The 19,535-nt window shown below is 62.7% G+C and carries 21 protein-coding genes; 3 read left to right on the top strand and 18 right to left on the bottom strand.

Going from position 1 to position 19,535, the window contains the following annotated elements:
- Positions 1-28 precede the first annotated feature (28 nt).
- From pdxJ to rpoE, 10 genes are all read right to left on the bottom strand, one after another.
- Positions 29-766 carry a pyridoxine 5'-phosphate synthase gene (gene pdxJ, locus BN1134_RS13955; RefSeq protein WP_042047961.1) on the bottom strand — a complete coding sequence of 246 codons (738 nt, stop codon included), beginning with the start codon at positions 764-766 and terminating at the stop codon, positions 29-31.
- A gap of 3 nt (positions 767-769) precedes the next feature.
- Positions 770-1,513 carry a DNA repair protein RecO gene (gene recO / locus BN1134_RS13950; protein WP_042047960.1) on the bottom strand — a complete coding sequence of 248 codons (744 nt, stop codon included), beginning with the start codon at positions 1,511-1,513 and terminating at the stop codon, positions 770-772.
- Between the two features lie 11 nt (positions 1,514-1,524).
- Positions 1,525-2,424 carry a GTPase Era gene (gene era / locus BN1134_RS13945; protein ID WP_042047959.1) on the bottom strand — a complete coding sequence of 300 codons (900 nt, stop codon included), beginning with the start codon at positions 2,422-2,424 and terminating at the stop codon, positions 1,525-1,527.
- Positions 2,421-3,092, bottom strand: coding sequence for a ribonuclease III (rnc, locus tag BN1134_RS13940; protein ID WP_042047958.1), 672 nt, complete (start codon positions 3,090-3,092; stop codon positions 2,421-2,423). Before rnc ends, era begins: the two co-directional genes overlap by 4 nt.
- On the bottom strand, positions 3,092-4,009 hold the full coding sequence (gene lepB / locus BN1134_RS13935) for a signal peptidase I (protein WP_042047957.1): 918 nt from the start codon (positions 4,007-4,009) through the stop codon (positions 3,092-3,094). Before lepB ends, rnc begins: the two co-directional genes overlap by 1 nt.
- A 6-nt stretch (positions 4,010-4,015) precedes the next feature.
- A complete protein-coding gene (gene lepA, locus BN1134_RS13930) occupies positions 4,016-5,809 on the bottom strand; it encodes a translation elongation factor 4 (RefSeq protein WP_042047956.1) in 1,794 nt (597 codons plus the stop codon).
- A gap of 117 nt (positions 5,810-5,926) precedes the next feature.
- On the bottom strand, positions 5,927-6,388 hold the full coding sequence (locus BN1134_RS13925) for a SoxR reducing system RseC family protein (protein WP_042047955.1): 462 nt from the start codon (positions 6,386-6,388) through the stop codon (positions 5,927-5,929).
- A 5-nt stretch (positions 6,389-6,393) separates the two neighbouring features.
- On the bottom strand, positions 6,394-7,374 hold the full coding sequence (locus tag BN1134_RS13920; RefSeq protein ID WP_042047954.1) for a MucB/RseB C-terminal domain-containing protein: 981 nt from the start codon (positions 7,372-7,374) through the stop codon (positions 6,394-6,396).
- Between the two features lie 5 nt (positions 7,375-7,379).
- Entirely contained in the window at positions 7,380-7,967 is a 588-nt protein-coding gene (locus BN1134_RS13915) for a sigma-E factor negative regulatory protein (RefSeq protein WP_084214813.1), read from the bottom strand.
- A 20-nt stretch (positions 7,968-7,987) separates the two neighbouring features.
- Positions 7,988-8,569, bottom strand: coding sequence for an RNA polymerase sigma factor RpoE (gene rpoE / locus BN1134_RS13910; protein WP_042047951.1), 582 nt, complete (start codon positions 8,567-8,569; stop codon positions 7,988-7,990).
- Positions 8,570-8,750: 181 nt separating this feature from the next.
- On the opposite strand from rpoE, the gene nadB reads away from it, so the two are divergent.
- Positions 8,751-10,358 carry an L-aspartate oxidase gene (gene nadB, locus BN1134_RS13905; protein ID WP_042047949.1) on the top strand — a complete coding sequence of 536 codons (1,608 nt, stop codon included), beginning with the start codon at positions 8,751-8,753 and terminating at the stop codon, positions 10,356-10,358.
- Between the two features lie 30 nt (positions 10,359-10,388).
- Here the strand turns inward: nadB and BN1134_RS13900 are convergent, their stop codons facing one another.
- Positions 10,389-11,234, bottom strand: coding sequence for a patatin-like phospholipase family protein (locus BN1134_RS13900; protein WP_042047948.1), 846 nt, complete (start codon positions 11,232-11,234; stop codon positions 10,389-10,391).
- A 162-nt stretch (positions 11,235-11,396) separates the two neighbouring features.
- Here BN1134_RS13900 and fumC point away from each other — a divergent pair, with 162 nt between their 5' ends.
- Positions 11,397-12,788, top strand: a complete 1,392-nt coding sequence (fumC, locus tag BN1134_RS13895) for a class II fumarate hydratase (protein ID WP_042047947.1) — start codon at positions 11,397-11,399, stop codon at positions 12,786-12,788.
- Positions 12,789-12,839: 51 nt separating this feature from the next.
- On the opposite strand, the gene BN1134_RS13890 is transcribed toward fumC, so the two are convergent.
- The 4 genes from BN1134_RS13890 to dnaB form a co-directional block, all read right to left on the bottom strand.
- Entirely contained in the window at positions 12,840-13,274 is a 435-nt protein-coding gene (locus BN1134_RS13890; RefSeq protein ID WP_042047946.1) for a VOC family protein, read from the bottom strand.
- 70 nt (positions 13,275-13,344) lie between these two features.
- The gene (locus BN1134_RS13885) at positions 13,345-13,764 is read right to left on the bottom strand and encodes a secondary thiamine-phosphate synthase enzyme YjbQ (protein ID WP_042047945.1); all 420 of its coding nucleotides are present in this window, start codon (positions 13,762-13,764) and stop codon (positions 13,345-13,347) included.
- Positions 13,764-14,837, bottom strand: coding sequence for an alanine racemase (alr, locus tag BN1134_RS13880; RefSeq protein ID WP_042047942.1), 1,074 nt, complete (start codon positions 14,835-14,837; stop codon positions 13,764-13,766). Before alr ends, BN1134_RS13885 begins: the two co-directional genes overlap by 1 nt.
- A 197-nt stretch (positions 14,838-15,034) precedes the next feature.
- Complete coding sequence (gene dnaB / locus BN1134_RS13875) at positions 15,035-16,429, bottom strand: replicative DNA helicase (RefSeq protein ID WP_042047940.1); 1,395 nt, start codon at positions 16,427-16,429, stop codon at positions 15,035-15,037.
- A gap of 344 nt (positions 16,430-16,773) precedes the next feature.
- Here dnaB and BN1134_RS13870 point away from each other — a divergent pair, with 344 nt between their 5' ends.
- Positions 16,774-17,646, top strand: coding sequence for a Tim44 domain-containing protein (locus BN1134_RS13870; protein ID WP_042047939.1), 873 nt, complete (start codon positions 16,774-16,776; stop codon positions 17,644-17,646).
- A 64-nt stretch (positions 17,647-17,710) separates the two neighbouring features.
- Here BN1134_RS13870 and BN1134_RS13865 read toward each other — a convergent pair whose 3' ends face one another.
- The 3 genes from BN1134_RS13865 to BN1134_RS13855 are packed head-to-tail and all read right to left on the bottom strand — an operon-like array spanning position 17,711 to position 19,524.
- A complete protein-coding gene (locus tag BN1134_RS13865; protein WP_042047937.1) occupies positions 17,711-18,286 on the bottom strand; it encodes a YqiA/YcfP family alpha/beta fold hydrolase in 576 nt (191 codons plus the stop codon).
- 1 nt (position 18,287) lies between these two features.
- A complete protein-coding gene (gene cpdA, locus BN1134_RS13860) occupies positions 18,288-19,106 on the bottom strand; it encodes a 3',5'-cyclic-AMP phosphodiesterase (RefSeq protein ID WP_042047936.1) in 819 nt (272 codons plus the stop codon).
- A 22-nt stretch (positions 19,107-19,128) separates the two neighbouring features.
- A complete protein-coding gene (locus BN1134_RS13855) occupies positions 19,129-19,524 on the bottom strand; it encodes a DUF1249 domain-containing protein (protein WP_042047982.1) in 396 nt (131 codons plus the stop codon).
- Positions 19,525-19,535: the final 11 nt, after the last annotated feature.

Raw genomic sequence — 19,535 nt, 5'->3', positions numbered from 1 at the left:
TCCCGCCAGATCGTGGGAGAGCCTGGGGTCACAGACCGGCGCGCGCTTCCTGCATCAGGGCCCGCATGTCGGCCACCGCCTTGGCCAGCCCGTCAAACGCGGCGCGACCTATGATGGCATGGCCGATGTTGAGCTCATTCATCTCGGGGATGGCGGCGATCGGCTTGACGTTGTGATAGTGCAGGCCATGACCGGCGTTCACCTTCAACCCCTTGCCGGCGGCATAGGCGGCGCCGGCCACGATGCGCTTGAGCTCGGCATTCTGCTCGCTCTCGGTGGTGGCATCGGCGTAACGGCCGGTGTGGATCTCGATATAGGGGGCACCGCTCTCGGCGGCGGCGTCGATCTGCTCAGGATCGGCATCGATAAAGAGTGACACCTGGGTACCGACAGCCGCCAGACGCGCCACCGCATCCTTGATCTTGTCGAGCTGGCCGGCCACATCCAGCCCACCCTCTGTGGTCACCTCAGTGCGCTTCTCCGGCACCAGACAGGCGAAATGGGGTTGGATGCGGCAGGCGATCCCCACCATCTCCTCGGTCACCGCCATCTCCAGGTTCATTCTGGTCTGGATGGTCTGGCGCAGGATCTCCACATCCCGATCGGTGATGTGGCGACGATCTTCCCGCAGGTGCACCGTGATGCCATCGGCGCCGGCCTGCTCGGCCACGAAGGCGGCCTGCACCGGATCCGGGTATTGGGTACCGCGGGCGTTACGCAGGGTGGCGATGTGGTCGATGTTGACCCCCAGATAGATCTCGCTCATTGGCTACTCCTTGGATGAAACCTTGCGTTTGAGAAACAGTTCCCGGCTCTTGAGGCGACGCTGCCCCAGATAAGGTTGCAGCGCTAGCCGGCTAAAACGCTTGGCTGCCTGCAAGATGGCCGGGCTATCGAATCGGTGTTCGGCGAACGCATGCAGGTGCGCGCCAAGAAACAGGTTCGCAGGATCAGGGGTACGCTCACGCGCCACAAACCCCAGCTCACGTTCGAAACCATACAGTAGATCGGTGCGGATCGGGGAGTCATCATCGGCCGCAGTGACAAAATCGACCGCATAACCGAGCGCCTCCAGCAGCAAAAACTCGAAGCGGCGCAGGGGCAGCTCGGGCACCGGGGTGTCGACCAGCAGGGTCAACGCCTCGGCGTACGCCTCGAAGACATCGGGAAAGGGACTGCCGGATTCCAGCAGGTAGTAGACCAGCTCGTTGAGGTAGAGGCCGTAGAACAGGCGATCGCCGGTGAGACGGCGTGGCAGCCCGAGCGGCTCGGCACGGGTGAGGGTCTTGAGATCGCCCCTCCCGCGCCAGCTGAGCGAGAGACGGGCAAACGGCTGTAACATCCCCTTGAGGGGAGAGCGAGCGGCACGGGAGCCTTTGGCGATGAGGCTTAAACGGCCCAGCTCGGCGCTGAACACCTCGACCAGCTGGCTGGTCTCCCGATAGGGGCGGGCATGGATGACGAAGGCGGCGACCTGGTCGCCGCCCTCACGCTGGCGGGGCTGCAAGGGCATCCCCCCGCATATCAGTCGTCACCGTAACCGAGGCTGCGCAGGGCGCGCTCGTCATCGGCCCAGCCGGCCTTGACCTTGACCCACAGCTCGAGGTGCACCTTGTTCTGGAACAGGCGCTCCATGTCGAGACGGGCCTCGGTGCCGATGGTCTTGATCTTCTCGCCCTTGTTGCCGATCACCATCTTCTTCTGACCATCGCGCTCGACCAAAATGAGGCCGTTGATGTGGAAGATGCCGTTATCTTCGATCTTGAAGCGCTCGATCTCCACGGTGACCGAATAGGGCAGCTCTTCACCGGTGAAGCGCATCAGCTTCTCGCGGATGATCTCGGCCGCCATGAAGCGCGAGGAGCGATCGGTGATGTAATCCTCGGGGAAGAAGTGCTCGTTCTCGGGCAGCCACTGCCTGGCCCACTCGCGGATCTTCTCCACGTTGTCGCCCTTGCGGGCGGAGATGGGCAGCACGTGGGCGAACTGCATCTGGCTGTTTAAGAACTCCAGATGGGGCAGCAGCGCCTCCTTGTCCTTGATCTGATCCACCTTGTTGATTGCCAGCACCACAGGGCACTTGAGACCCCGCAGCTTGCCGAGCACCATCTCGTCATCCTTGGTCCAGTGGGTGCCGTCGACCACGAACACCACCATGGCCACATCCCCCAGCGAACTGGTGGCGGCGCGGTTCATCAGGCGGTTGATGGCCCGCTTCTCTTCGATGTGCAGACCCGGCGTATCGACATAGATGGTCTGGTAGTTATCTTCGGTATCGATCCCCAGAATACGGTGGCGGGTGGTCTGGGGTTTTTTCGAGGTGATACTCACCTTCTGACCCAGCAGCTGGTTGAGCAGGGTCGACTTGCCCACGTTGGGGCGGCCGACGATGGCGACAAAGCCGCAGTAGGTGGTATCGCTCATAACAGTTGCTCCAGAGCTTGTTGGGCGGCGGCCTGTTCGGCCTTACGACGGCTGGTGCCGACGCCGACCAGGGGCGCCTGTAGCCCCTCGACGTCACACTGCACGGTGAACTCCTGATTGTGGGCCTCGCCCTTCACATCGATCACCGTGTAGGTGGGCAGCGACTTGCGGTTGCCCTGCAAGATCTCCTGCAGACGGGTCTTGGGATCTTTTTGCTCGACCCCCGGCTTGATCGCTTCGAGACGGCTGGCGTACCAGCCGAGCAGCAGGGTGCGGGTCACGTCGATATTGCTGTCGAGGTAGACGGCACCGATCACCGCCTCAACGGTGTCAGCCAGGATCGATTCGCGGCGAAAACCGCCACTCTTGAGCTCGCCCGGCCCCAGGATCAGGTGATCCCCCAGCTCAAATTCACGGGCCAGTTCGGCCAGGGTCTTCTCGCGTACCAGGGTGGCACGCATGCGGCTCATGTCCCCTTCTGCGACTTGGGGGAAGCGGTGGAACAGCTCCTCCGCGATCACCAGACTGAGGATGGAATCGCCCAGAAACTCCAGACGTTCGTTATGACGGGAGCCCGCGCTGCGGTGGGTCAGAGCCCGGGTCAGCAGCTCGCCGTCATTGAAGCTGTAGCCCAGACGGGACTGCAGCCGGTTACGCTTGATGGTCATCACTTGATTGCGCCAATACGGTTGAAGCGGACACCGGTCGGGATCCAACCCGGCAACACTGACCCTTCTTCCCGTTCAAATTCAAAACTAATCCAGATGGCGACGGCCTTGCCGACCAGGTTCTGCTCGGGCACAAAGCCCCAGAACCGGCTGTCGGTACTGTTGTCACGGTTGTCGCCCATCACAAAGTAGTGCCCCTCCGGCACGACCCACTCATCCTGGTAAGTACCGCTCTGGCGATAGTAGCGATCCACCAGATCCGGCATCAGGGGGTTGCGCAGCGTCTCGTGCTTTACCTCACCCAACTGCTCGGTGTAGCGATCGAGCGGGATCCCCATCTGGGAGAATTCACCGCGCTGCTCGAACGTCACGTCCAGCTTCTTGAAGCCGCCACACTCCTGCCCCTCAACACAGCGGGGACGGATCAGCAGCTCCTTGTTGCGATAGATGACACGATCGCCCGGCAGGCCGACCACTCGCTTGATGTAGTCGACGCGCGGATCGAGCGGATACTTGAACACCACCACGTCGCCGCGCTCAGGCTCGCCCGTCTCCAGGAACTTGGTGTTGGTCACCGGGTCACGCAGGCCATAGGCGAACTTCTCCACCAGGATGAAGTCGCCCACCAGCAGGGTCGGCATCATGGAGCCGGACGGGATCTGAAACGGCTCGTAGATAAACGAGCGCAAGATCAGCACCAGCGCGATCACCGGGAAGACGCCGCCGGTCTGCTCGATCCAGACCGGGGTCTGGGCCACCTTGGCCAGGGTCTTCTCATCCACCGCCGCGCCGGCATTCACCCTGGCAGCGGCCACCTTGGCGGCGCGTTGCTTGGACCAGACCAGCTTGTCCAGCGTCCAGATGATGCCGGTCAGTACGGTAACGACGACCAGGATCAGGGAAAAAGTGCTCGCCATGGGGGATTAATCCTTACCTACGTGGAGAATGGCCAGGAAAGCCTCCTGCGGCACATCGACACGGCCCAGGGACTTCATCCGTTTCTTACCCTCTTTCTGCTTTTGCAGCAGCTTCTTCTTCCGGCTCACGTCACCGCCATAGCACTTGGCGGTCACGTCCTTGCGCAGTGCCTTGACGGTGCTACGAGCGATGACGTGGTTGCCGATGGCGGCCTGGATGGCGATGTCGAACATCTGGCGCGGGATCAGCTCGCGCATCTTCTCCACCACCTGGCGACCGCGATACTGGGCGTTGTCCTTGTGGGTGATGATGGCCAGAGCGTCCACCCGCTCGCCGTTGATCATGATGTCGAGACGCACCATGTCGGAGGTCTGGAAACGCTTGAAGCTGTAATCGAGCGAGGCGTAGCCACGGCTGGTGGACTTGAGGCGGTCGAAGAAGTCGAGCACCACTTCCGCCATCGGGATCTCATAGGTGAGGGCCACCTGGTTGCCGTGGTAGACCATGTTGGTCTGCACACCGCGCTTCTCGATACACAGGGTGATGACGTTGCCCATGTACTCCTGCGGCAGCAGGATGTTGCACTCGGCGATGGGCTCGCGCACCTCTTCGATGCTGGTGACCGCCGGCAGGTGGGCCGGGCTGTCGATGTACTTGGTCTCGCCGTCGGTGGTGAGCACCTCGTAGACCACGGTCGGCGCCGTGGTGATGAGATCGAGATCGTATTCCCGCTCCAGACGCTCCTGGATGATCTCCATGTGCAGCATGCCGAGGAAGCCACAGCGGAAGCCAAAGCCCAGCGCGGTGGAGTTCTCCGGTTCGAAGAACAGGGATGCATCGTTGAGCGAGAGCTTCTCGAGGGCGTCACGGAACGCCTCGTAATCGTCGCTGGAGATGGGGAACAGCCCCGCATAGACCTGCGGCTTGACCTTCTTGAAACCGGAAAGCGGCTTGTCGGCCCCGTTCTTGGCCTGGGTCAGGGTATCGCCCACCGGCGCGCCGTGGATGTCCTTGATGCCGCAGACCACCCAACCTACCTCGCCGCAGCCAAGGCCGGTGGTGTCCACCTGCTTGGGTGTGAAGATACCGATGCGATCGACGCCCCACACCTGACCGGTGCTCATCACCTTGATCTTGTCGCCCTTCTTGAGCGAACCGTTCTTGATGCGCACCAGGGAGACGACGCCGAGGTAGGAGTCAAACCAGGAGTCGATGATCAGGGCCTGCAACGGGGCCTCGGGGTCCCCCTTCGGAGACGGGATCTTGGCCACGATCTCTTCGAGCACCAGATCGACACCGAGGCCGGTCTTGGCGGAGCAGCGCACCGCGTCGATCGCATCGATACCGACGATATCTTCGATCTCTTCGGCAACGCGCTCGGGCTCGGCAGCCGGCAGGTCGATCTTGTTGAGCACCGGCACCACTTCCAGATCCATTTCCATGGCGGTGTAGCAGTTGGCCAGAGTCTGTGCCTCAACCCCCTGACCGGCGTCGACCACCAGCAGCGCCCCTTCACAGGCCGCCAGGGAACGGGAGACCTCGTAGGAGAAGTCCACGTGGCCCGGGGTGTCGATAAAGTTCAGCTGATAGGTGTTACCGTCTTTGGCCTGGTAGTTCAGGGTCACACTCTGCGCCTTGATGGTGATGCCACGCTCACGTTCCAGATCCATCGAGTCCAGCACCTGCTCCTGCATCTCCCGATCGGAGAGGCCGCCGCAGATCTGGATCAGGCGGTCGGAGAGCGTCGACTTACCATGGTCAATGTGCGCAATAACGGAAAAGTTTCGAATATATTTCATCGAGCAATAATCACTCAAAAAAGGTTGTGTCCGGATGTGAAGGCAGGATTTTACTGGATATGCGAACGCTCGGCCATTCTTTAGTCGGCCGAGCCAGAGAAATCACATCATACAGGCTTACGGATGGAAATGGGTCGAAATGACAGCCCCCAACATGCGCGGGGCGTAATCCCCCTCGCTGAGACGGCGGGAAAGGTAACGAACCAGTAAAAATCCGACCGCGCCACCCAGGGCCGTCATGGCAATGGTGGCCCCCTCTCCGGCCTCCAGCAGCGGTCGCAGCCAGAGCTGGCCGAGCAGGGCCCCCAGCATGAGCGTAAAGAGCGGCAACAGATAGACCAGCGCCGCACTGCTCACCAGGCTGCGCTGGGGAATGCCGATGCGGATCTGTTGACCAACCCTCACCTCGCCGACGAGCCTGACCCGCACCCGATGGGCACGATTGGCCAGCGCCTTGGCCACTGTGCCGGTGCCACAATCGCTCTGCTGATGACAACTGCCACAGGCGCTGCGGCGCTCGCAGGTCACCCAGGCGTGGTCGCCATCAAGTTCAACCACAGTGGCCAACTCTTCACTCATTGCATTCATTGGGTCGCCTCGGTGCGAGAGAGCGGACGCACCGACTCGGCGATCTTCTTGGCCGTCTCGGCCGGGATCTCGCCGACCACGGTGATTTCAACGCCGACGTCGTTAACATAACTGATCAGGTTGGTCGCCCCCTGACGGATCAACTGATGACGCACGCTCTGTTGCGGATCGACCCGGGTCACATACACAGAGAAATCCACCAGCCCGTCGGAGGCCATGATGTAGTCCACCGCCAGGTTGGTGGCCACCAGCTGGTGGCGGTCGCTCGACTTGAGCTTGAACCCCTCCGGCAACCAGGTCACGCGCCACCCCAGCACCTGCTGCGGTGCCTGATAGGCTTCATTCAATTCCAGCGCCTTGGGCTGCTTACCACGCGCCAGCTTGAGCAACCACTCCGGGGGCGTGGTGAAGAAATCGAGATCTACCCCCAGCATCTGCTCCACCAAGGTGCCTTCCCGATCGACCATGTCGACCCGCAGCAACAGGTGGCTCTCCTCATCGAGCCACAGCATGAACCCGTACTTGTCGCCATCACGGGGCACCAGACGCACCACCTGGGAGACCAGCCCGGCCACCCGGCTGCGCCCGGCCAGTACGACATCATAAGAGGCCAGCACCTTGTTAAGTGGCGCACTCAGCAGCGCGTTCCAGATACCGGGGAAGCGAGCCCCCTTCAGGGTATAGGGGGCGTGGCTGTTTTCGAAGAAGGTGAATTCATCGCCCCGCTGCAGATACTCCACATTTTGCCCATCCAGGTGACCGAGGTGGGCAACCGGCTGGCCGTCGATCTGGGCATGGCTGTAGCGCAGGGATTCCAGACGCCCCTGACGAACCTTGACCATGGAGAGTTCATAATTGCGGGTTTGGGCGGCGCTCTGCATCTGTTGCAGCAAGGCCTCGGCCGACATGTCGTCGGCCGAGGCCTGGGCTGAAATCAGAAGAGCAGAAACCAGAAAAACGAGGCTGCTCTGACGCACGTAGCTTATTCCTGAACCTGTTGTGCCTGATGGAGACGTTGCTGCAACTGGTGATCCCGCAGGAAGGCATTGATGCGCTCACGCTGCTCACTCATCTGCTGCTCGGTCAGCGCCTGCTGCCGGGCGCGACTGTCATCCTTGGGATAGTGCACACTCACCGGAGAGGCATTGCCCCCGACCGGAATGGTATTGAGAACGGGAGAGGTCGGGACCACATGATCCTGCCCCTGATACTGCTGCACACCGAAGATAACGGCGGCCGCCACCGAAGCGGCGATGGCGTACTGGCCAAACTGCTGACCGACACGGCGCACGAAGGGCACCACAACATTGCGTTGACGGATGGGCGCGGCAGGGGCCGGCTGCGGCGCCAGTACGGTCGGCTCATCCTCAAGCGCCAAGGCAATCTTGTCGCACAGGTCGAACGGCATGTCCATTGCGAGCTCACCACGCATCGTATCGCCGATGAGGTGGTAGCGGGACCACGCCTCTTGCAGCTCTACATCATCACCGAAAGAATCCAGCAGGGACGCCTGTACTTCACGCTCCAGCTCACCATCCATCAGTGCCGAAAGTTGCTCTTTGTTCGCCATAGTAAACCTGTATCCCCAAGTTAGTGTTCAATCAGAGGTTGCAGTTTCCGGTCAATCGCTTCCCGAGCCCGGAAGATCCGTGAGCGCACAGTACCGACCGGGCACTCCATGATCTCTGCAATCTCCTCATAACTCAGCCCTTCCAGTTCACGAAGGGTGATGGCCGTCCTCAAATCTTCGGGTAGGGCCTCGATGGCGGCAAACACGGTACGCTTGATCTCATCGGTCAACGCCAGGTTTTCCGGGGTCGAGATCTCCGTCAGCGCCTCGCCACCATCGTAATATTCCGCATCTTCAGCCTCCACATCACTGCTGGGCGGGCGCCGCCCCTGGGAGGTGAGATAGTTTTTGGCCGTGTTCACGGCGATTCGGTACAACCAGGTGTAAAACGCACTGTCACCGCGAAATGTCGGCAGTGACCTGTAGGCTTTGATAAAAGCCTCCTGCGCCACATCGGGCACGTCGCCAGGGTTATTGACGTAACGCGCCACCAGGTTGACCACCTTGTGCTGATACTTTCGCACCAGTAGGTTGAACGCATTTTTGTCACCGCGTTGAACCCGCTCAACCAGTTGTTCATCCAGTAGATTCTGGTCGCTCATCGGAGCCGTAAAACCCCCATAGGTTATTGTTCTTCTCGTTCCGGCCCTTCCTAAGCGCACTAGTTCAGACAGGGTTCATCAAAGAAAGTTCGCTCGGGCGCAAAAAAATGTGATGCGAGCTGCATCACACCAGCCCATTGGGCTACCATAGGGCCAGTTTTTACTCAGGCCAATGATACTTATGAAAGCAAGTGTTGAATACCTTTGCGACGTACTCGTCATTGGTAGCGGTGCCGCCGGTCTGTCTCTCGCCCTGCGTCTGGCAGACAAGGCCAAGGTCCTCGTACTGAGCAAGGGGCCCATCAGTGAGGGGGCCACCTTCTATGCGCAAGGAGGCATCGCTGCCGTTTTCGACGAAACCGACAGCATCGAATCCCACGTGAACGACACCCTCAACGCCGGCGCCGGATTGTGCGACGCGCGGGCGGTCGAGTTCACTGCCCGGCACGCCCGTGACTCGATCCAGTGGCTGATCGGTCAGGGGGTCGCGTTTGACAAGGAGAAGGGCGAAGAGGGAGAGGAGCACTACCACCTCACCCGCGAAGGGGGCCACAGCCACCGCCGCATCTTCCACGCCGCCGACGCCACCGGTAAAGCCGTGCAGACCACCCTGGTCGATCAGGTACGCCAGCATCCCAACATCACCTTGATGGAGCGCTTCAACGCGGTCGACCTCATCACCACCCGCAAGCTCGGCCTGCCGGGTAACAAGGTGCTCGGCGCCTATGTCTGGAACCGCAACACCGAAGAGGTGGAAGTGGTGCGTGCCCGTTTCGTGGCCCTGGGCACCGGCGGGGCCTCCAAGGTCTACCAGTACACCTCCAACCCGGATGTCAGTTCGGGTGACGGCATCGCCATGGCGTGGCGCGCCGGCTGCCGGGTTGCCAACCTGGAGTTCAACCAGTTCCACCCCACCAGCCTCTATCACCCGGATGATCGCAACTTTCTGCTGACCGAGGCGCTGCGTGGCGAAGGGGCCTACTTGCGCCGCCCCGACGGCAGCCGTTTCATGCAGGACTTCGACGAACGGGGCGAACTGGCCCCGCGCGACATCGTCGCCCGCGCCATCGACCACGAGATGAAGCGCCTCGGGGTGGACTGCATGTATCTCGACATCAGCCACAAGCCGAGCGAGTTCATCGTCAAGCACTTCCCGACCATCTATGAGCGCTGCATGGCGGTCGGGATCGACATCACCAAGGAGCCCATTCCGATTGTCCCTGCGGCCCACTACACCTGTGGCGGCGTCATGGTCGACAAGCGTGGCCAAACCGACATACCGGGTCTCTACGCCATCGGCGAGGTGACCTACACCGGCCTGCACGGGGCCAACCGCATGGCCTCCAACTCCCTGCTCGAGTGCGTGGTCTACGCCCGCTTCGCCGCCGAAGATATTCTCAGCAAGCTGGCCGACAGCGAAGAGCCGCCCGAGCTTCCCGCCTGGGACGAGAGCCAGGTGGACGACTCCGACGAACGGGTGGTGATCCAGCACAACTGGCACGAACTGCGCCTAATGATGTGGGACTATGTGGGCATAGTGCGCACCAACAAGCGCCTCGAGCGCGCCAAACGCCGCATCGAGCTGCTCAAGCAGGAAGTGCAGGAGTACTACGCCCACTTCCGGGTCTCCAACAACCTGCTGGAGCTGCGCAACCTGCTGCAAGTGGCCGAGCTTATCGTCGACTGCGCCATTCGCCGCAAGGAGTCCCGTGGCCTGCACTACAACCTAGACTACCCCGAGCAGTTGCCCGACCCCAAACCGACCATTCTTACTCCGAAGCCGGAGTAAGCAAGAAGGGCCCCTCCGGGCCCTTCTTTTTTAGCCTTGTCGCCGCCTCTCCAGATGGGCGTGGGCCATCGCCATCCCCATGCGATAGCCCTCCTCGAGACATGCCTTGTCGGTGGTCATGCGCCCGACCCGAAACCCGGACGACGGTACGATGAGATGCAGCCGGCAGTCGGCAGGCGGCGCCATGATGAAGTCGATGGCCCGGTTGTAGGCCTCATGGCGGCGCAGCATCGCCTCGGCCAGCGCCGGCGTCGCGCGCAGCAGACGACGCACCAGGGCCGGCAGGCGCGGGGCCTGCTTGCGATAACCAAGGGGGCGTGAGAGCACTACCGTGATGTCACGCGCCCCCTGCTCATAGGCGTGCAGCACCGGAATGGAGTCGGCGACCCCGCCGTCGGTCATCGCCTCCCCTTCCAGCGAGACAAAACCGCGATAGGCGAGCGGCACCGAACAGGAGGCCTTGATTTGATTCTCCAGCCGCGCGGCATCGGCCTGGATATAGGCGGGCTGGCCGTCGCTCACCCGGGTGGTCACCACGGTCAGCGGCACCGGATTGGCGGCAAAACGGGCCAGATCGAGACGGATCTCGCGGATGGTCACCTCCCACAACCAGTCGAGATCGAGCCAATGGCCGCCACGGACAAACTTGCCGAAGTTGATGAAGTCGGGGCGACAGGAGTAGTCGGTGATGACCTTGTAGTTACGCCCGCGCTGCCCGGCCAAGAACGCCGCCAGATTGACCGCCCCCGCCGAAACCCCGATGCAGCGATCGAAGCCGGTATGGCCGGCGTCAAGAAAGGCGTCGAGCACACCGGCGGCAAAGATGCCGCGCATGGCGCCCCCTTCCACCACCAGAGCCGATAAACCGTCTTGCATCTCCCCTCCTTGCGCCATATGCCGCTCATCCGCATCCTGAACCACCCCGCTTAATACGGTATTTTCCATCAGCAGATCAAGGCGCAAGCGAAAAGACGATAATGACTTTCATTTGGTTTGGGTGTTAACTCGGATGACTCCGCCATCCGAGAGAGAGTGATCATGAACACACGCCAAGAGCGGGACAGCTTCGGTCCCATCGATGTCCCCTCCGATCGTCTGTGGGGCGCCCAGACCGCGCGCTCACTGCACCATTTTGCCATCTCCAGCGAGCGCCAGAGCCCGGAGATCATCGCGGCGCTGGCCGCCATCAAGCGCGCCTGCGCCCGGGTCAACCAGCATCTCGGCAAGCTCGACAGTGCCCGCGCCTGCGCCATCGTGGCCGCCGCCGATGAGGTGCTGGCTGGCCGCCATCCGGACGAGTTTCCCCTCTCGGTATGGCAGACCGGATCCGGCACCCAGACCAACATGAACGTCAACGAGGTGCTGGCCAATCGGGCCAGCGAGCTGCTTGGCGGCAAGCGCGGCGAGGGGCGGCTGATCCACCCCAACGACGACGTCAACAAGAGTCAGTCGAGCAACGATGTCTTCCCTACCGCCATGCATCTGGCTGCCGTCACCGCCATCGAGCAGCAGCTGCTGCCGGCCCTCCAAGCACTGCGCAGCACCCTGGCGGCAAAATCGGCAGACTTTGCCGATATCGTCAAAATTGGTCGCACCCATCTGCAAGACGCCACCCCGCTGACCCTGGGTCAGGAGATCTCCGGCTGGGTGGCCCAACTCGAGCACGGGGAGCGCCACCTGCGCGCCACCCTGCCCCACCTGTGCGAGCTGGCCCTCGGCGGCACCGCGGTCGGCACCGGCCTCAACACCCTGCCCGGCTTTGCCGAGGCGGTTGCCCAGGAGCTGGCCGAGCAGACCGGTCTGCCGCTGGTCACGGCGCCGAACAAGTTCGAGGCGCTGGCCAGCTGCGATGCGCTGGTGCATGCCCACGGCGCCCTCAAGACCCTGGCCGCGTCGCTGCTGAAAATCGCCAACGACGTGCGCTGGCTGGCCAGCGGCCCGCGCAGTGGCCTCGGTGAGATCGCCATCCCCGAGAATGAGCCGGGCTCCTCCATCATGCCGGGCAAGGTCAACCCGACCCAGTGCGAGGCGCTCACCATGCTGTGTGCCCAGGTGCTCGGCAACGACGTGGCCATCAACATCGGCGGGGCCAGTGGCAACTTCGAGCTCAACGTGTTCCGCCCCCTGGTGGCCCACAACTTCCTGCAAAGCGTGCGCCTGCTGGCCGACGGCATGGCCAGCTTCAACCGCCACTGTGCGGTCGGCATCGAGCCCAACCGCGCCCGTATCGACGAGCTGGTGAGCCGCTCCCTGATGTTGGTGACCGCCCTCAATCCCCATATCGGCTATGACAAGGCGGCCGAGATCGCCAAGCGGGCCCACCACGAGGGGCTGAGCCTGCGCGAGGCGGCCATCACCTCGGGACACCTCAGCGCCGAGCAGTTCGACGCCTGGGTGATCCCGGCCGAGATGACCGGCCCCAAAGCCTGATCCTGATAACAAAGAGGGGCGCAATCGCGCCCCTCTTCAACCTCGTGCTTCCTACTCCTTGCTCATGCAGTTGAACATCCACTGCACGCCGAAGCGATCTTTCACGCTGCCGTAGTAGCCGCCCCAGAACATCTCCTGCAACGGCGTCTCCACCTCGCCCCCCTCGGCCAGCGCCGCAAACAGCCGCTCGGTCTCGCCGCGCGTGTCCGGCTCTAAATTGAGGTAGCAGTTGTTGCCCTGACGCAGGGTAAAGCCCATCGAGGTAGCAGCGTCGGTCCCCATCAGCACGTGACCGCCGAGAATGGGTAGCTCCACGTGCAGCACCAGCTGGGCATCCTCCGGCGACAGGCTCTGCCCCGGACAGGGCGGCCCATCGCCAAAGCGCATCAGTGGCATGGAAAACTCGGTGCCGAAAACCTCGCGGTAGAAACAGAATGCCGCCTCAGTCTCCCGCTCGAAATTAAGGTAGGTGCTGACTCTGGCCATGGTGGTCTCCTTGCCGATGAACCGGCCTCAAGCATAGTGGCCCGCGCTCGATACGCCGCAAAAGGGGACGTTACTCCCCCTGAATGGTCACCAGGATGCGCCGGCTGCCGCCATCGTGGCGGTGCTCGCCGAGCCAGATCCCCTGCCAGGTGCCGAGCGCCAGCGCCCCCTCGCGAAGGGGCAGGGTCAGGCTCACCCCGAGCAGGGAAGACTTGATGTGGGCCGGCATGTCGTCAGGCCCCTCATCGGTGTGGCGGTAGTAGGGGGCATCTTCCGGCGCTAAGCGGTGCAGCTGCGCCTCCATGTCGGCACGCACGCTCGGGTCGCAATTCTCGTCGAGGGTGAGAGAGGCCGAGGTGTGTTGCAGCAGCAGGTGTACCAACCCCACCCGCAGCTCGGCCAGCTCCGGCAGTTGGGCCAGCAGCTCGTCGGTCACCAGGTGAAAGCCGCGCGGGCGGGGCCTCAGGGTGAGCAGGCGCTGGCACCACATCAGACGTACTCCATGAAGACCCGCGAGGTGAGCTTGGTGATGAGCTCATAGGGAATGGTGCCAATCTCGTCGGAAACTCGCTCCACCGGCAGCCCCTCGCCCCACAGGATCACCTCGTCACCGGCCTTGTCGGTAGCGCCGGGGCCGAGATCAACCGTGGTCATGTCCATGGAGACGCGCCCCACCAGCGGCACGATGCGGCCATTGATGAGCATGGAGGTACCGTTGGGGGCCATACGTGGATAGCCGTCACCGTAGCCGATGGCCACCACCCCGAGCCGGGTATCGCGGGTCGACACCCAGTTGGCGCCATACCCCACCGGCTCACCCGCCTTGTGGTCGCGCACCGCGATGAGCTGGGTCTTGAGGGTCATCACCGGCTTGAGGTCATAATCGGCCGCCACCGTGTTCGGGAAGGGAGAGACGCCGTAGAGGATGACGCCGGGGCGCACCCACTCGCAGTGAGAGTCCGGCCAGGCCAGGATGCCGGCCGAGTTGGCCATGGCGCGCTCGCCCTTGAGCGGCGCCGTGAGGCGGCTAAATAGCGCTATCTGCTCGCGGGTGGTGGGCTGCTCCAGCTCGTCGGAGCGGCTGAAGTGGGTCATCACGTTAAACGGCTGCACCACGTTCTTGCACTTGCCGAGCCGCTCGATAAAGGCCGGCATCTCCTCGGCCCGCACCCCGAGACGGTGCATGCCGGTATCGAGCTTGAGCCAGGCCACCACGGGGGCCGGCAGCTCGGCCTGCTCCAGCGCCTCAAGCTGCTCCCAGGTGTGCACGGCGGTCTGCAAGTTGTTGGCCGCCAACACCGGCAGATCGTCGGTGCTGAAGAAGCCTTCGAGCAGCACTATGGGTTTAACCACGGCGCAGGAGCGCAGCATCAAGGCCTCTTCGATGCGGGCCACCGCGTAGGCATCGGCCTCGGCCAGGGTACGGGCGACCGGCAACAGGCCGTGGCCATAGGCGTTGGCCTTGACCACGGCGATGATCTTGCAGTGGGGAGCGTGGCGTTTCACCACGGCGAGGTTGTGGCGCAGGGCCTCGGTATTGATTTGGGCTGTAGCCGCTTTCATGGTTTTCCCTTACGAGAGCACAGATGGCGCAGCCCCCCGCAGGGAGGCCGGAGGCCGCCGCTCAGTAGTCGTGGCCGGACCGGCATAATTGTCGAACCGGGAAAACAGACCCAGGCGCAAGAAAGCCGGCAAGCCGCGCGGCGATCTGCCACTCCCCCAGCCTGGGCGGTCGGGGTGAGGCCTAGTGGGCGCTCACCTTAATAGTCATCGTCAAACGCCGGGCCGGCGTAGTTATCGAAGCGCGAGAACTGCCCCTGGAAGGTGAGGCGCACCCGCCCGATGGGGCCGTTACGCTGCTTGCCGATGATAATCTCGGCGATCCCCTTGTCCGGGCTGTCGTCGTGATAGACCTCGTCACGGTAGATGAACATGATGAGGTCGGCATCCTGCTCGATGGAGCCGGATTCACGAAGGTCGGAGTTGACCGGGCGCTTGTCGGCCCGCTGCTCCAGGCTTCGGTTGAGCTGGGAGAGGGCCACCACAGGGCAGTGCAGCTCTTTCGCCAGCGCCTTGAGGGAGCGGGAGATTTCACCGATTTCCAGGGTACGGTTGTCAGAGAGGCTCGGCACCCGCATCAGCTGCAAGTAGTCGACCATGATCATGCTGATACCGCCGTTGTCGCGCGCCACCCGGCGCGCCCGCGAGCGCACTTCGGTCGGGGTCAGGCCGGAGGAGTCGTCGATGTACATCTTCCCCTTCTCCAGCAGCAGCCCCATGGTCGAGGAGAGCCGCGCCCAATCCTCGTCGTCGAGCTGGCCGGTCCGCACCTTGGTCTGGTCGATACGCCCCACCGAGGCGAGCATACGCATGATGATCTGCTCGGAGGGCATTTCCAGCGAGAAGATCAGCACCGGCTTGTCGGAGGTGAGCGCGGCGTGCTCGCACAGGTTCATGGCAAAGGTGGTCTTACCCATGGAGGGACGGGCGGCGACGATGACCAGATCCGAGGGTTGCAGGCCGGCCGTCATCTTGTCGAGATCGTTGTAGCCCGAGGAGACCCCGGTCACCCCGTTGTGGGGGGTCTTGAACAGCTCTTCAATCTTGTCGACGGTCTGCTCGAGGATCAGCTTGAGCGGCTGCGGCCCCTCGCTCGCGCTGGTGCGCTGCTCGGCAATCTGGAACACCTTGCTCTCGGCCAGATCGAGCAGATCCCCCGAGTTACGCCCCTGCGGCTCATAACCGGCCTCGACGATCTCATTGGCCACCGCGATCATCTCGCGTACCACGGCGCGCTCGCGCACGATCTCGGCGTAGGCGCCAATGTTGGCGGCGCTCGGGGTGTTCTTGGCGATCTCAACCAGGTAGGCGAGCCCGCCCACCTCTTCGAGCTGCTCGGAGCGCTCGAGATCTTCTTGCACCGTGATGAGATCGATGGGGCTGCCCGCATTGGAGAGGCGGGACATGGCCTGGAAGATCAGGCGGTGCGGGCGGCTGTAGAAATCTTTGTCGATGACCCGCTCGGCGACCCGATCCCAGGCCTCGTTATCCAGCATCAGACCTCCCAGCACGGACTGTTCGGCCTCGAACGAATGAGGGGGAACCTTCAGCTGTTGTGTCTTGGCGTCTTTCTTGGCCGCCGCTTGCTCTGCCATAGGGATCTGAATTGCACTGTGGAGTAAGGGGGGAATTCTACCGAATATCCCCCCCTCGGGCTATCCCGTCAGACGGGACAGATGAGCCAGACGTTAGGCAAGGGCTCTGGACGCATCCTCTGACGCTGACGCTGTTTGCGTTCACGGCGGCTGGCTCGGCGAATCTTCATGGCGCACTCCCTCTTCTGTCGGGCCGCAATGGCCTCATTCATCAATAATTCATCCCGTCTCTGATATCAATCGCCCACGCTGGCGAATCATGGGATGATTTCCGGCCTGCGCGCCGTCTGACACCGGGATGGTGACGCCCCCATTAGAACCATTGAGAGTGAAAAGAAGCTGACATGAAGAAACTATTCACCTTGTTTGCCGTCCTGCTGGCCTTTGTCCTGCACGCCCCCATGGCGGAAGCCAAGAAGTTTGGCGGTGGCAAGTCCTACGGCAAGAGCTACAAGACCGCGCCCGCCCAACCGGCGGCCAAACCGGTCGACAGCAAGAACCCGACCCTGGGCGGCCAGCAGGCAGCCCCGAAAAAGAGCGGCCTGATGGGTGGTCTGCTTGGCGGCCTGCTGGCGGGCGGCCTGTTTGCCTGGCTGCTCGGCAGCGGAGCCTTTGAGGGGCTGCAAGCGATGGACTTCGTCCTGATCGCCGCCCTGGCCTTCGGCGTCATGTTCCTGCTGCGCACCCTGCGCAAGGGGGGAGCGCCACAAGCCGCCCGCCCGCAGAACGCCTATGCCGGCTATCAGCCCGCCAGCGCCCCGCAGCAACCGCTGCCGCAAGCCTTCCAGGCCGACAGCGCCGCCGCGCAGGCCAGTGGCTTCACCGAGAGCGACGTGCCGTTCCGTCTGCCTCCCGGCTTTGACATGAACGCCTTCCTGGCTGGCGCCCGCGATCACTACCGCACCCTGCAAGAAGCCTGGAACAAGAACGACCTGGAGAAGGTGCGCGAATACGTCAGCCCCGAGCTGTTCGAGCAGCTCAAAGGCGAGCGTGCCGAGCTGGTCGGTGAGCAGCACACCGAGGTGATGTACGTCGATACCCAGCTGGTGCGCGCCGACCACGGCAGCGACTGGGCTCAGGTGAGCGTGCTCTTCACCGGCCGCTACATGGATCGCACCGAGAACGTGGAGGCCGACATCAAGGAGGTGTGGCACCTCGAGCGTGACCTCACCAAGGCAGGCGCCCCCTGGCATATCGTGGGGATTGAAGAGGCATAATCCCCCTCTCCTCCACGTAAAAAGGCGACCCATGGGGTCGCCTTTTTTCATGCCATGACGGCCGCTAGAGCCCGAGGAAATGCACTATCTGGGCGCAGTAGCGCTCAAAGCCAACGAAGGCGTGGTTGCCCTCGCACTCGATGGTGAGCCGGGCGAAGCGATACTCAGCTAGCGCCTTGCGGTAATCGAGCACCTCATCGGCCTGCTGTTGCAGCACCCAGAGACGCTCCGGTGCACTGACCGGTACCGCCAGCTCGACCAGCTCCTGCATGTGCGCCTCGGTCAGCTCGAAATGCTCCCCGCTGTAGGGATTTTGTTGCGGCCCAAGGTAGTCGTGCAGCAGCTCGTGCGGACGCACCGCCGGATTCACCAACACGGCGCGGCAACCGTAGCGCTCGGCCACCCGGGTCGCCATGAAGCCGCCAAGAGAGCTCCCCACCACCCCGAGCCGGCAACCGACCGGCAAGGCGGCAATGGCCTGCTCGATGGCAGCCCAGGCCGCAGCCGGAGTATTGGGCTGGGCTGGGATCACCACCTGGATATCGGGCCGATGGGCGCCAACCCACTCGGCCATCTGGGTCGCCTTGAGGGAGGCCGGCGAGGACTGGAATCCGTGCAGATAAAGCAGCACCGACTGCATCTCAATACCCCCTGGCCGTCGGATCGGGGATGAAGCTGTTCGGGGGCAGGCGCCACACCTGACTCTCGACCCGTCCATCCGGATGCAGGGTCAGATAGCGCCAGCCCGGCCCCGACTCGTCGAGGGTGAACTCATCGCACAACGGCTTGAACTGGATGCAGGTGGAGGGGCTGGCAATCAGCCTCACCCCTTTGTGCAGCTCATCGAACTCCTGGTGTACATGACCAAACAGCAGGGTCTTGCCCTGCGGGTGGCGCGCCAGCACCGCAAACAGATCGTCGGCGTTCTTGAGGTTGTGCTGATCGAGCCAGGCACAGCCGACCGGGATCCCCTGATGATGCAGCGCGATCAGGGTGTGCTTGTCCGGGTGGCTGCGCAGCACATGATCGAGGGCCGCCAGCTGGTGATCGGCGAGCAGGCCGTGCGGCTTACCACGCACCTGGGTGTCGAGCAGGATGATCTGCCAGTGCTTGCCGATCATCCACTTCTGCTCGCTGATCCCGGCCTCATAGAGGCTCTGGGTCATCAGGGCGCCGTCATCGTGGTTGCCCGGCAGCCAGTAGATAGGCTTGCCGAGGGGGGCCAGCATATCGGCAAAGCGCTGATAGGACTCGGCGCTGTGATCCTGAGAGAGATCGCCGGTGGCCAAGATGAGGTCAAAGGGGTGATCGTTGCCCTGAATACGCTCGATGACGGCCGCCAGACTGTCGGCCGTACGCACGCCGAGCAACTGAGCCTCGGCGTTGGCGAAAAGATGGGTATCGGTTATCTGCAGCAGGCGCACACACCCGTCCGGCGCCTGGGGTAGCTCTGTTTCCAAAATCACGCTTCTTCTTATTGGATTAGAAAATCTTGGCAAGACTGGCGCCATGCCGGAGACAAAAATTCAACCAATCGGCCAGGAAGAGATTGACCTGTGCCTTCTCGTCCGGCTGATGCATGCCGTCATTCGGATAATCATATCGCGGCTGCAGGCGGGAAATCTGTTGTGCCGCACACACTTCCGCCATACGCACGTCATGATACAAACGAATCTCGATGCGACTTTGCAACCATGCAGGCAGCTCGGGATTGTGCTGAGTCAGCGCCACCGTCGAGGTGAAGCGACTCTCCTCCAGTACCCGCAGTTGGAACTGAAGGCTCTCCCCGACCTGATAGCTGCGTTCACTGCCCGGATGGAGATCCCGGGGCAGCAGCCGCATCAGGGTCATGTAGTTCACCTCGCAGGTGCGCTGCATGGCCCCCAGAT

Origin of the sequence: Aeromonas simiae, assembly GCF_000820125.1 — a bacterium.
GTDB lineage: Bacteria > Pseudomonadota > Gammaproteobacteria > Enterobacterales > Aeromonadaceae > Aeromonas > Aeromonas simiae.
This window is presented reverse-complemented; position numbering and strand designations above follow the sequence as displayed.